Source organism: Staphylococcus caeli, assembly GCF_900097965.1.
Taxonomy (GTDB): Bacteria; Bacillota; Bacilli; order Staphylococcales; family Staphylococcaceae; genus Staphylococcus; species Staphylococcus caeli.
Window position 1 is genome coordinate 252,441 of the sequence record NZ_FMPG01000001.1, and the last position, 12,858, is coordinate 265,298.

General features: G+C 31.2%; 16 protein-coding genes and 1 riboswitch. Of the genes, 6 read left to right on the forward strand and 10 right to left on the reverse strand.

Features of this window, described 5'->3' with window-relative positions; genetic code table 11:
• Positions 1-5 precede the first annotated feature (5 nt).
• The 4 genes from BJS11_RS01200 to BJS11_RS01215 form a co-directional block, all read right to left on the reverse strand.
• The gene (locus tag BJS11_RS01200) at positions 6-1,187 is read right to left on the reverse strand and encodes a bifunctional 3,4-dihydroxy-2-butanone-4-phosphate synthase/GTP cyclohydrolase II (RefSeq protein WP_069995050.1); all 1,182 of its coding nucleotides are present in this window, start codon (positions 1,185-1,187) and stop codon (positions 6-8) included.
• Between the two features lie 10 nt (positions 1,188-1,197).
• Complete coding sequence (locus BJS11_RS01205) at positions 1,198-1,830, reverse strand: riboflavin synthase (protein ID WP_069995049.1); 633 nt, start codon at positions 1,828-1,830, stop codon at positions 1,198-1,200.
• A 6-nt stretch (positions 1,831-1,836) separates the two neighbouring features.
• Entirely contained in the window at positions 1,837-2,880 is a 1,044-nt protein-coding gene (gene ribD / locus BJS11_RS01210) for a bifunctional diaminohydroxyphosphoribosylaminopyrimidine deaminase/5-amino-6-(5-phosphoribosylamino)uracil reductase RibD (RefSeq protein ID WP_069995048.1), read from the reverse strand.
• 165 nt (positions 2,881-3,045) lie between these two features.
• A riboswitch (FMN riboswitch) is annotated at positions 3,046-3,194 on the reverse strand.
• Positions 3,195-3,390: 196 nt separating this feature from the next.
• A complete protein-coding gene (locus BJS11_RS01215) occupies positions 3,391-4,857 on the reverse strand; it encodes an FAD/NAD(P)-binding protein (protein WP_069995047.1) in 1,467 nt (488 codons plus the stop codon).
• Positions 4,858-5,032: 175 nt separating this feature from the next.
• Here BJS11_RS01215 and BJS11_RS01220 point away from each other — a divergent pair, with 175 nt between their 5' ends.
• Positions 5,033-5,959, forward strand: coding sequence for an osmoprotectant ABC transporter substrate-binding protein (locus BJS11_RS01220; protein WP_069995046.1), 927 nt, complete (start codon positions 5,033-5,035; stop codon positions 5,957-5,959).
• 273 nt (positions 5,960-6,232) lie between these two features.
• On the opposite strand, the gene sagB is transcribed toward BJS11_RS01220, so the two are convergent.
• Both sagB and BJS11_RS01230 read right to left on the reverse strand, forming a co-directional pair.
• A complete protein-coding gene (gene sagB / locus BJS11_RS01225; protein WP_069995045.1) occupies positions 6,233-7,087 on the reverse strand; it encodes a peptidoglycan release complex glucosaminidase SagB in 855 nt (284 codons plus the stop codon).
• A 165-nt stretch (positions 7,088-7,252) separates the two neighbouring features.
• Positions 7,253-7,477, reverse strand: a complete 225-nt coding sequence (locus BJS11_RS01230; RefSeq protein ID WP_069995044.1) for a hypothetical protein — start codon at positions 7,475-7,477, stop codon at positions 7,253-7,255.
• A gap of 219 nt (positions 7,478-7,696) precedes the next feature.
• On the opposite strand from BJS11_RS01230, the gene BJS11_RS01235 reads away from it, so the two are divergent.
• Together BJS11_RS01235 and BJS11_RS01240 are read left to right on the forward strand one after the other, a co-directional pair.
• A complete protein-coding gene (locus tag BJS11_RS01235) occupies positions 7,697-8,173 on the forward strand; it encodes a sigma-70 family RNA polymerase sigma factor (protein WP_069995043.1) in 477 nt (158 codons plus the stop codon).
• An 11-nt stretch (positions 8,174-8,184) separates the two neighbouring features.
• Positions 8,185-8,610 carry a competence protein ComK gene (locus BJS11_RS01240; RefSeq protein ID WP_069995042.1) on the forward strand — a complete coding sequence of 142 codons (426 nt, stop codon included), beginning with the start codon at positions 8,185-8,187 and terminating at the stop codon, positions 8,608-8,610.
• A 2-nt stretch (positions 8,611-8,612) separates the two neighbouring features.
• On the opposite strand, the gene BJS11_RS01245 is transcribed toward BJS11_RS01240, so the two are convergent.
• From BJS11_RS01245 to BJS11_RS01255, 4 genes are all read right to left on the reverse strand, one after another.
• Complete coding sequence (locus tag BJS11_RS01245) at positions 8,613-9,062, reverse strand: hypothetical protein (protein WP_069995041.1); 450 nt, start codon at positions 9,060-9,062, stop codon at positions 8,613-8,615.
• Between the two features lie 153 nt (positions 9,063-9,215).
• Positions 9,216-9,854, reverse strand: coding sequence for a pentapeptide repeat-containing protein (locus tag BJS11_RS01250; RefSeq protein ID WP_069995040.1), 639 nt, complete (start codon positions 9,852-9,854; stop codon positions 9,216-9,218).
• A gap of 296 nt (positions 9,855-10,150) precedes the next feature.
• Positions 10,151-10,231 carry a putative holin-like toxin gene (locus BJS11_RS14110; protein ID WP_258953783.1) on the reverse strand — a complete coding sequence of 27 codons (81 nt, stop codon included), beginning with the start codon at positions 10,229-10,231 and terminating at the stop codon, positions 10,151-10,153.
• A 390-nt stretch (positions 10,232-10,621) separates the two neighbouring features.
• On the reverse strand, positions 10,622-11,335 hold the full coding sequence (locus BJS11_RS01255; protein WP_069995039.1) for a transaldolase: 714 nt from the start codon (positions 11,333-11,335) through the stop codon (positions 10,622-10,624).
• 301 nt (positions 11,336-11,636) lie between these two features.
• On the opposite strand from BJS11_RS01255, the gene BJS11_RS01260 reads away from it, so the two are divergent.
• From BJS11_RS01260 to BJS11_RS01270, 3 genes are all read left to right on the forward strand, one after another.
• Complete coding sequence (locus BJS11_RS01260) at positions 11,637-11,942, forward strand: hypothetical protein (RefSeq protein ID WP_069995038.1); 306 nt, start codon at positions 11,637-11,639, stop codon at positions 11,940-11,942.
• A gap of 114 nt (positions 11,943-12,056) precedes the next feature.
• On the forward strand, positions 12,057-12,422 hold the full coding sequence (gene crcB, locus BJS11_RS01265) for a fluoride efflux transporter CrcB (protein WP_069995037.1): 366 nt from the start codon (positions 12,057-12,059) through the stop codon (positions 12,420-12,422).
• On the forward strand, positions 12,419-12,775 hold the full coding sequence (locus BJS11_RS01270; RefSeq protein WP_069995036.1) for a fluoride efflux transporter FluC: 357 nt from the start codon (positions 12,419-12,421) through the stop codon (positions 12,773-12,775). The genes crcB and BJS11_RS01270 overlap by 4 nt, the downstream gene beginning before the upstream one ends.
• The last annotated feature ends 83 nt before the right edge of the window (positions 12,776-12,858 follow it).

Sequence of the window (12,858 nt, forward strand, 5' to 3'; positions counted from 1 at the left end):
ACCTCCTATAATAAATGACCCATTTTCAATTTTTTCGTATCCATATAATCTTGATTATATTTATTTGTTTCCACAATGAGATTTATACGTTTATTAATATTTATACCGTATGTTTCAAGACACTGAAATTTCTTTGGATTATTGCTAAGTAAATTGACACGCTCGACACCAAAATATTTTAAAATTTGAGCTGCATCCTGATAATCTCTTAAATCTTCATCAAAGCCTAAAGCAATATTCGCAGTAACTGTATCGTATCCTTGCTCAATAAGTTCATATGCTTTTAGTTTATTAATTAAGCCAATGCCTCTACCTTCTTGTGGTAAATACAAAATAATGCCACCATTCTGTTTTATATATTTCATAGATGCGGCTAATTGTTCACCACAATCACATCTTTGACTATGAAAAATATCTCCAGTTAAACATGAAGAATGGATACGCACATTTTCTACATTTTTAATATCACCACTAACAATAGCTACGATTTCTTCATCACTATTTGAATTCTCGAATCCATACATATCAAAAATACCGTATTCGGTCGGCAATTTAACTTTTGCTTTAGCCTCTAAATGAGAATTTGCTGATTTTCTATAACGTACTAAATCTTCAATTGAAATCATTACCAGCCCATGCGCCGCTTTGAATGCTTCTAAATCATCACCTTTTGCCATAGTTCCATCATCATTCATGATTTCACAAATAAGTGCAGCCGGTTTCGCACCAGTTAACTTTGCCAAGTCAACAGAAGCTTCAGTGTGTCCACGTCTCGCTAACACACCATTATCTTGCGCTATAAGTGGGAATAAATGACCCGGTTTATTAAAATCACTAGCAACTGCGTGCTTATCTAACAAAGCTCTGGCAGTCATTGTTCTTTCAATTGCACTGATACCAGTCGTAGTATTAACATGATCAATACTTACTGTAAATTGAGTACCATATACATCAGAATTATGATTAACCATTGGATTTAACTCTAATTGTTGTGCTATATCTCGACTAACAGGTGCACAAATGAGCCCTTTACCATAAGTTGCCATAAAATTAACCGTATTATCATCCATCCACTCAGTTATAGCAACAAGGTCACCTTCATTTTCTCTATTTTCATCATCAACTACAATAATACTTTCACCATTTTTCAGTGCTTCTAGCGCTGATGCTATACTATCTAATTGCATATTACCCCTCCTAAAATCCAAACGCTTTCAGTTTTTCTGAACTTAGACCAGAACCTTGATTTGCAACGATTTTTTCTACATATTTGAATAACATATCCGTTTCTAAATGAACAGAATCACCAACACGTTTTTGATTTAAAATTGTAGACTTTCTCGTTTCTGGAATAAGATGAATATCAAATGATGACGCATTTAATTTAAAAATTGTTAAACTCACACCATCCACTGTAATTGAACCTTGGCTTACCATTTGTGTTAAAAGCTTCGCCGATGGTTGAATTGTCACTATTTTCGAATTATCAGAATCCTGAATTCTCGTTACTTTAGCAACTTCATCAACATGGCCTAAAACAAAGTGACCACCAAACCGTCCTTGTCCAAGCATTGCTCTTTCCAAATTCACTTCAGCAGCTTGTGATAGTTGATTTAGATAAGTCTTATTTTCAGTACCTTTAATTACCTGAACAGAAAATGAATGCTCATCAAAATCTACTACAGTTAAGCATGCACCATTCACACTTATTGAATCACCAATATGCATATCACTTAAAATAGTATGACACGCTATTTTTAAACTAACGACAGATTGCTGTGTTGATATTTTTTTAATCGTGCCTATTTCTTCAACGATGCCAGTAAACATGGCCCATCACTTCTTTCGTAGTGTCAATTTAATGTTTTGCTCAATCATTTGAGAATTAACAATTTCAAAATGTGGTACTTCTGATAAATCAAAAATATTCTCAGTTTGGAAGAATTGATAATTACCAGAACCACCTATAATTTTCGGGGCATAATATAAAATAAGTTCATTCGTGTAATTAGATTGGAGAAATTCTGAAGTTACGGTAGGACCGGCTTCAACTAATAATCGTCCTATCCCTTTTTCATGTAAATCTTTTAGTATATTTTCAATTGAACAATTTGAAAGACAATTAATTTCAACATTTTCAATATCTGATTTTAGTTTACTATTTTCTGTATAAACCCAAATCGGTTCACTTTGATTTTGAAATATATCTAAGTTGAAATCTATTTGACCCGATTTTGACAATATAACTCGAATCGGATGTTTGCCATCTTCAATTCGCGTAGTATATTGTGGATTATCTTCTTTTAAAGTTCCTCTTCCAGTAAGTACTGCATCATGGTCGTGGCGTAAATGAAATACATCTTTCTTTACAGCTTTATTCGTAATCCACTTACTTTGTGCTTCATCAGTTGCCTGTTTGCCATCTAAACTACAAGATACCTTAACCGTTACTTTTGGCACAGATTGTCTTTTTGTTATAAAAAAGTCTCTGTATAACGATTCTGCTTCTGGTTGATGACGAAACTCGACTTGTATTCCAGATTGTTGTAAGACATCATCGCCGTGAGTTTTGAGTGTAGTATCTTTTACTGCGTATACTACCTTTTGAATACCTGCTGAAATGATTTTATTGATACATGGAGGTGTGGAACCATAATGCGTACAAGGCTCTAGTGAAACGTATATAGATCCACCTTGTGCTTGTTCTCCTGCCATATCCAACGCTTGCACTTCTGCATGTTTGTCACCTTTTTGTAAATGTGCACCTATGCCTACAATACGTCCTTGTTTAACCACGACTGCGCCCACTGGAGGATTTGTACCAGTTTGACCTTCTACCATTTTTGCTAATTGGATAGCATAATTTAAAAATTGACTCATCTCATCACCTCTATATAATAAAAAAACACCCGAATGAAAGCATTCGGATGTTGGGATATATATTGATATAACATTATTTAGCAACAATTAGACACACTCCAACATATTTTTAAAATATGAGTATGCCAAATAAACACTCTAAAAGTGCCATTTTTTGTTATACTGCAATTCTTTCTCCCATCCAGACTATACTGTCGGCTCTAGATTTTCACTAGATCAGCCACATTCGTAATTACGAATGCAGGTCGCAGGCTTAATTTACTGCCGGTTGGGATACTGCCGGTTGGGAATTTCACCCTGCCCCGAAAGAATATTTATGAAATTGTTATGGATGATTGAGTCAGTGTAACAATAAAAGTGTTACAAATTAATCGTACTACATTTTTCTCAAAAAGACAATTCTTATTGTTTGAGTCGGTTTTGTCATAAAAAATGTTAAACAGTTTACATATACAATCAACTGCTTAGCATTCAAATTATTTTCTATTTTTTAATTCACATTTAACGGTTCTATGATTTCGACTCTAGTAAATGTTTGACAACACTAACTGCCTGTTTCACAATCATCATCACACCATTTCGGGATTGGTTAATGCCATTCGTTAATTGGCCAAGCGCATACATACCTTTTAACGTACCATATCTTGGACTGATTACTTGATTAGTCTCTGCCACAATTTGGATACCTCCAAGTGGATGCGCTTGAACAACTTGACGATTTTCTAAATTTAACACAAGTTGGTCATCGCTATCGAGATCGGCAAGGTGCGTTTTAGAACCTGTTGCATTGATAACGATATCATATGATTGACTTGTACCATCCTCAAATTGTAATTGAAAGCCCAAATCCACTTTTTCAACTGATTCTAATCCCTCTTTTATTTCTATTATTCCATTTTCAATATGTTCTATAATTAATCGTGCAGTTTGTGGTGGCATTGGATTCGAATTTTCTTTTAAAATCCACTGATAGTCAGCCAAGAATTTCTTCTGATCCTCTCTACTAAAACTGTTCCAGATCCAGTTCAAGTTTTCTTTTGCCAGTTCAAGTATACTTTGGAATTTCCCTAAAATTTCTGAATGCTCTAAATCATAAGTTAAATCTAATATAACATCTTCTTGTCTACGATGGACAAGTCTCTCTATAGGAATTTCAAGTTCTGCACAATCCTTTAAAAACAAACATATGGCATCATCTAAAGGTACATTACCAAAATTACGTTGCTTTATTTCGTTAAAATTTTCAGGCGTTACATATTTAAATTCTAATTCCGGCATTTCACCTCTTACACTCGGCAAATGACCTTTTCGACTAGTCACTGTGATTGGTAAATTTGGATGGTGTGCTGTGACATAGCGTATAACATCCAAACTAGCCAAGCCAGTTCCTATGATTGATATTCTGTCAGAATCCTTAACATAATCTAATGTATTATATGTTGGATACGGTGTATGTATATAACCTGTCGTCCCTTTTAAATTATACGGATCGTGATAAGTTAACGTACCAATACAAAGAAATACAACATCATATACCTTCGCATTTTGTGTTTCTTTAGACGTACATACATTATATTGAACATCTGTATTTCCAATTTTAGATTCAATATATACCTCAGAAACTTCTTCTTGAATCAAACAAATATTCTTATATTTATAATTATATTGTTGTAAGTAGTCCTTCATATAATGACCAAATATAAACCTTGGTAAATATTTAGTATTTGAAAATTTAAATGTTGTTTGATTTTCATACCATTCATAAAATTCACGATGATTATCCAAATTCAATGACATATCTGCGGCTGGTAAATTTATTAATAATTGATCACTGTCATTTTGAAATGGGACTCCTTGCCCCATATTTTTCGGGTTATCGTACACATCAACTTGCATTTGTTCAAATTGATCGCTCTTGACCAATTCTTTCAATACGCTAACGCCAGCTGTACCCATCCCAATGATGGCAATTTTCATAGTATACATCCTCACTATTATTATTTGATTTTATTATACCAATGATTGACTCCACATTATATATTTTAGTTCTATCAGTTATTTCCATTGTTTAGTTATAATGTTTTTCAAAATATGTTAACATTGATGTATTAATAAAATTTATTTTTTTGTTTTTTATTTAAGGGGTAAAATGATGAAATTCATAAAGCAAATACTTTTTTTAATTTTAGCCAGTACAGTTTTATTGGCAAGTTGTGACTTACCCGGCTTAGGCAGTGGTCAAACTAAAGATACAGTGAAAATTTCTGCACTCGCTACGAGTGAATCGCAAACCATGGCATATATGTTAAAGGAATTAATTGAACATGATTCAAAAGGTAAAGTAAAGGGTTCCATTATCAACAATTTGGGCTCAGCAACGATACAACATAATGCATTAATGAATGGAGATGCCGATGTTTCAAGTACTCGGTACACAGGTACAGATTTAGTTGGTGTTTTAGAACAAAAACCAATTACTGATCCCGAAAAAGCTATGAAACTTACAAAGAAATTATTCACTCAAAAATTTGATCAACGTTTTTTCAATTCATATGGTTTTGAAAATACCTTTGCATTTATGGTCACCAAAGAAACTGCAAAAAAATATAATTTGCATAAAGTCTCTGACTTAGAAAAAGTAATAGACAAAGTAAATGTTGGAACAGATACAACTTGGATCAAACGTGGTGGTGATGGTTATGCCCCCTTCCAAAAACATTATGGATTTGCTTTCAATTCAATAAAACCAATGCAAATCGGTCTTGTCTATGATGCATTAAAAAACAAAAAACTAGATGTAGCGCTTGGTTATACAACTGATGGTCGAATTGAAGGTTATGACCTCGTCGTACTAAAAGATGATAAAAATTTCTTCCCACCATATGACGCTAGTGCAGTAGCACCAAACGATAAATTAAAAAAACAACCTGAACTTAAAAAAGCTATAGAAAAATTAGATGGAAAAATTTCAACGGAACAAATGCAAAAATTAAATTATCAAGCAGATGGCGAAGGTAAGGAACCTGCAATCGTAGCAAAAGAATTTTTAGAAAAACATAACTATTTTGATAAGAAGTAATAATACTGAAGGACGTGACAAGATGAAATTTGTATTCAAAGTTTTTATATCTGCACTCATGTTATTTTTATTGATAGGACAGAAAAACAAAGTTGAATAACAATTCCAATTACACCCCTATAAGCAATCATTATATGAAGGATTGGCCACAATGCGGCTTATCCTTCTTTTTTTGTATTTAAAGTCCAATAATCAAAAATTATAAAATAAAAAACCAACAAAGCACTTGGCTTCATTGGTTTGATTTAATTACTATATTATTGCGTTTTATGATTATTGCGTTTTATGTTTATTATCATCTTTATAAACAAAGTACTTATAATATTTCCCTTCTGTTTTCATGTTCTCATAAAAATTAGCCATTAATCGAGCATTACTTTTAGCCCATTTAATATCTGTAGCATATTGATGTTCACCTGGATTTTTTGGATTCCATCTCATACTGTACAATGTATTCTGATTTTTATTTGATAGATAATGATTATGGATAAAGTTAGCACCGCCACTAATTGCTTTTTGAGGTGTATCCCATCCATGTTTTTTAGCGTATTCAGAGCCTGTTTTAATTGGATCTTCATCTAAAGCCCCCACACCAAAGAAGTTGTAATATTTTTTACCATCAATTTCTACACCACTTGCAAGTTCACTCTTGGCAGAACCTGTTTCAAGTAATGCATGCGAAATTAAATATACTTCATTTACATGTTTGTCTTTAGCTGCTTTTATAAATTCATCAGAATGCTCTAATAAAGTTGGATTATCAATAAGCATACGTTTTATTCTATTTTGATCAATGCCTTGGTACTTATCTAATTCTAAAAATTGATATTTTTGTGTATCACTATCAATAAAATCACTACTGTTCATGGCAGCTTTGATTTCAGTTGATGATGCGTCTCTCCAAGATTTATTATCTTTACTTGAGACTTGTTGGCTTGTGTAGTTATCTATTTGCTTTTTTGAAGCCTTGTCCAAAGTTACTTTTAAATTCTCAACTTTTTCCTGTTCATTTACTTCTTTAAAAAAGATTTGATCTGAAATCATTGAAAATACAATGACAACAGCTACACCTAAGATTACCAATAAACCTACAATTGATAATATAGAGCCTTTTTTATGCTTCGTCATGTTCACACCTCTTAGGTAATAATTAGGAATGAGTAGTCCCTTTCATCAATCTATTCATAGATTGGGACTATCTGATAATAAAGTTTAACACTAAATAGATAATCACACAATTTTAACTTTGTGTTGTTACATATTCATAAAAAAAGTAATGAAATTTTAATTTCATTACTCTTGACTTTTATAATATTCCATCATTATAAAACTTGATGCTTGGGATCTATTTTTATAATAATAACGATTTAGATCAATCGTACCTTCTATTTCTCCATCACGATACATCATTTCATTTGTCATATTATTAATCATGACAAAATCAGATTTATCCTTAATACTATCCAAATCATTATGTTTTGCAAAAAAATGTTCCAAATTCAAATGTGCGTAATCCATATAAACCTCCTGATAATTGTCCGAAGATATCAATACATAATCTAGTGTCATATCTTTAAGTTGAATACGCGCGAATGTTATAAAACTTAAAATTTATTGCTCTTATGTTCTCTATTTAACACCTATTACTAAGATTTAGCAAATGAAATTTATTATTTTTCATTTTAAAATATAAACATCCGGAAATATTTGTTGTATATACAACGTTGGAGCTATTTAATGAATTTTAACCAATTATATAAAACAAAGTACAAGCTCATTCATTTTCTGTTAAATAAGTACAATATCAAATACAATTATGATGAATTTGCACAGCTACTCCTGATTAAATTATGGGAACTCTCTCTTAATTATGACCCTCAAAAAAACTCCTCAATGAATACTTATTTATATTCAAGATTAAACTACTATTTAATTGATTTATTCCGCACATCCAGTAGTCACTCAGAGAAGTATCAACTAACAAATGATATTGAATTACAACAATTAATAATGCATCAACCAATTGACGAACCCTTACAACTCCAGCACTTCTATTCATCTCTCTCTACTTCTGATTGCCTCTGGTTACAACTAAAACTACAAGGCTACAAACAACATGAATTAGCACAAATTTTAAATTGTTCTGTTTCAACGCTAAAAAATTATCAAAAGCGCGTTCAGAAAGCATATATCAAATTCTTTAAAACTAACTGAGGTGAGCTAATATGACAAAGTTATCGAAAGTATTATACTACAAAAATGTATTAGGGCCTGAAACACTAACACTATGTCAATACACAACACATCAAATCACATATCCAACTTCGATTAATCAAGCATTAGTATATGTATTAGAAAGTCACCAACTTTCCTTTCAAATGCAATTGAAACAGTCAAAATCATTATTAAAAATAAGAAAATTAGTTCCCATTTTTATTAACGAAGAAACAATCATTTTCCCAATTATGCATCAACGGTCTCCCATCAAATACTATATAAATGCATGTGCTATTAACGGATTAACATCGAAAAGCAGCAAAACAATAATCTATTTTGAAAATTCGACGTTCATCACGGTTGATGCACCATATATTTTAATATATAAAAAATGGCAAGAAAGTTTAACACTTTCTCACCTTTTAAATAGCTAACATCACAATGATTTATTGTATTTATATTCTAATAATTTTTTAGTAAAATAACCTGTAACCATACGTATTAAATACAAACTCAATACAATTAATAATAAAGAACCCACAAGCGTTAAAATAACAGTTAATGTAGATAATTGCACCTCAGGTTTAATAAAATATTGTACTGCCGTTAAACTCGTTATAAAGCCGAATAAAAACAAACCTAATAAGAAGATATACGTTAATAATATTCCAATGAGTAATACAAATAACTGTGTTGATGACACCACTTTTTCTTTAAAAATGTATTCTTTCAAAAACTGATTCGAAAAAGCAATTGGGCGATTCAACTTGTCACTATCGTCAGCAAGCTCAACATGTTGTAATATTTCATCCAATTTCAATTTTTCTTTTTTATTTAAAAACCACAATTGTTTTTTTACTTTTTGCTTAAAAATATTTAACTTCATTTTTCAATTGGTCTCCTTTAAGACTACTTACTATAACTACTATTTTTAATATGTTCTAAACTCATTATCTTAATTAAATAATAAACTCATTATCGCATGCTTTTTATAAAATTAAAATCTATTTTTAGTCCAACTCATTTTTGTATTTAGCCTTTAATCATCCACAACAATTAAACCCATTAGCGATGCAAATTGAATAGCTTGTTCTCTAGATATTTTACACCCTACTAAATCTTCTTTATTTATTGTTAATGTTTCGAAATACGATTTACTAATATCACACGTTTTTAATGATGTTTGAAAGTTAGACAATTCATTTATATCTGTATTTGTAAAAATTACATGATTAAGTTTATTTTGATGAAATTCAGCATTTGTAATATTGCTATTTTCTATTAAAAACTTTTCTATTTTTGATTCAATAATGGTAATGAAATCACCTTTAACTTCATTAAAAACAATATCTCCAAACCTCATATCTTTTAACATAGCACCCGTCATACGGCAATGCTTAAATACTGCTCTATGTATACTACCATGCTCCATGTTCGTATTTGAAAAATCACAGTTTTCAAAAATAACATCTGTAAAATCTACTCGTCCCAAATCGGCATTCGCAAAATTACAATCTTTGATGTAAGAACCATATATAAGCAATCGCTTGAGTTGATTATTTTCCAAACTTGATTTATTAATTTCCGCTAATTCTAATATGTCATCTTCCATAAAAAAAATATCATCTAAGACTTTTGGTTCTAACTTTTTACTGATTTTTGGTTGTTGAACCTTCATAACTGTATTCCCCTTTGATTCATTTGATTTTCAGTATAACAGACATGTGATCATCTATATAAATTTTCCCCTTAAAATAAAAAGCTGACAGAATAAGCTTCCTCATTGAATTTGATAATATTTTTATACTGTGTTACTTTATATATAGAAAAAGGGCAACACACATATGTGTATCGCCCAGATGAGCCCGTTAAAAAGACGGTGGCTGATTTAATAGTTAATTCTAAAATAACCATCTAAACCGCCAAAGTTAGAGATGGTTATTTTTTATGGTTTAATTTAACAATTGCAATCACTTAACCTAATATGGTAACGATGAAAGTTCCGAAACCTAACATCAAGTGTAGCGTTTCTACAATTGAAACCACACAAGGCATCTCCTTTCTAAAGATTTTGTCGGTACTTCCATAAGCACCACCTCACTTTATACTGAGATTAGCCACCATCTATCCAACCTGCTCACCTTAATATTTTACCAAATTCACTAATATACTTTCTTCAAATCTTGTTTAATTTCACCCTTCATTTTGAGCATTATATCACTCTGAGTATTGAGATTGTGAATTAGCTTCAAACCTTCATTTTGTTTTAATCAGAAACCCAAAAAATCAAGACATAACTTCAAAAATTTTATATACATATAACTCAAAAAATGGAAAAAGATATGATGGATAAACTAGAAGAATTTAAGATTATATGATTTTCCCTTTTTCTTTTTAAAGAACAAAGAAAACCCCTACAAACTCTTTGTTCATAGGGGAATGATATTAAAGAATAGATAAACCAGAACTTTGGATATCCTTAGCAAATCCTTGTACTGTATCAACAGATAATTCGTTGATGTCGCGTCCTAAGTTATTATTTACTTTTTTAACTACGTCAGCAGGACATGTAATGATATCTGCGCCTACTTCATCTGCTTGGATCACGTTGATGACTTCACGGCAACTTGCCCATAATAATTTCACACCTGCTTTACTATGCGTAACTTCAGCCGCTTCTTTCATTAAAGGAATTGGGTCTACACCTGTGTCAGCAATACGTCCAGCAAATACTGATACATATGTCGGAACACCTTCAGTAACAGCTTCAGTTATTTCTTTTACTTGATCTAAAGTATAAACAGCAGTAACATTTAAACGAACATTTTCTGCTGATAATTTTTTAATTAGCGAAATCGTTGATTCCCCTTTTGTATTTACGACTGGAATTTTAACAAATACATTATCTCCATATTGTTTTAAAATTTCAGCTTCTTTCGCCATTGTTTCTAAATCATCTGCAAATACTTCAAATGAAATAGAAGCATCAGGAATTTCACGTACAGCTTCTTCAGCGAAAGCTTTATAGTCAGTTACACCTGCTTTTGCCATTAAACTTGGATTAGTTGTAAAACCATCAACCTGTTTATTTTTATAAGCTGCTTTCATTTCTTCAATATCTGCACCATCTGCAAATACTTCAACATTTAATTTTGCCATTGCTTCTTCCTCCTGACTAAAATAAATAATCCAAAAATGAATTATTTGATAACGGTTTTATTAACCATACAATTCATTTATACCACCATTACTATTAAAATTCTAACTTTTTGCTTGAGTCATGGTACTCATTAATGAAATAAATCTCCCTTTATATGGTAATATACGAGTATCCGTTTTAATAATCAAAAGAATTTCTTTAAATATATTTTGTATTATTCATAATCTAATATTGTAAATATCATTAAATTATTTTAAATTTATGATATTATGATTTAATGATTCGCATTAGGAGGTCTTTATGGCACGCTCAAAACTTTATTTTTATTTATCTAGTATACTGATCATAATTAGTTTTTACTTCAATACTAGAAACCCTCTATTAAACATGCATTTTAATTCAATGATCAAGCTAATCTTTGTATGCAGTATTATTAACGCAATTATTTTAATTATTTCGATTATTTTTGCAGATAAATCCATCAAACACGCGCGTGAAAAATCAGATTGGATAGTAAATGCAAGCAAACTATTGCCTTATGTTATTTTAGTCGTAATAGTCATTCATATCATTGCTGCACTCTCCACATTTGGTATCATATTTTAATTATGTAGCTGAGACATCAATGTTTGTCTCAGCTATAATTATTAAGTGTGGTATATTATACCAATCATCAATATAAATTCTTTATCACCTTTACACGAAAGGAAAGATAACCGTATGCAATACTTATTTATTTTTTTCGGTGGTGCCATTGGGGCATTGTTGAGATATGGCTTATCTTTGATAAGTGATTCATCTGGCTTCCCTACTGGTACCTTATATGCAAATTTAATCGGCGCTTTCTTAATGGGACTATTAGGGACAGTAGCAATTAAATATTTTAATAATAATCTATTACTAAAAAAAGGTATTACAACAGGCTTTCTTGGTGCTCTAACGACATTTTCAACCTTTCAATTTGAACTCATACGTTTTCTTGAACAAAGCGCATACGTTTTAATGTTTACATATGCTTTATTAAGTTATGTACTTGGTTTATTGTTTTGTTACATCGGAGTTAAACTGGGGGGATATTTTTCATGATTAACGTCTTATTAGTCATGCTAGGTGGCGGTATTGGTGCAGTTATCCGTGCAGCTATTACAAATATTTGTAACGCAAAATCAAACTATATTATTCCGATTGGTACACCCATCGTGAATATAGTAGGAAGTATGTTAATTGGACTGTTTATGGGTATGGCATTACATGTAACATGGTTAAATGCATTTCTCGTAGTAGGTATTTTAGGTGGTTTAACTACATTCTCAACACTTTCTTCAGAGCTTGTTCAATTACTAACAATAGAAAAAAATATAAAATATTTTATTATCTATTCAATCTTGCAGTACGGCACATCATTTTTAGCATGTTTTCTTGGATATATTTTAATTTAAATATCCAAATGTATCGAAAATCCTCTTCATATTGCATACAAAAAGTGTGCGCCTTCGCAACCTTTGAAGGCACACACTTTTTT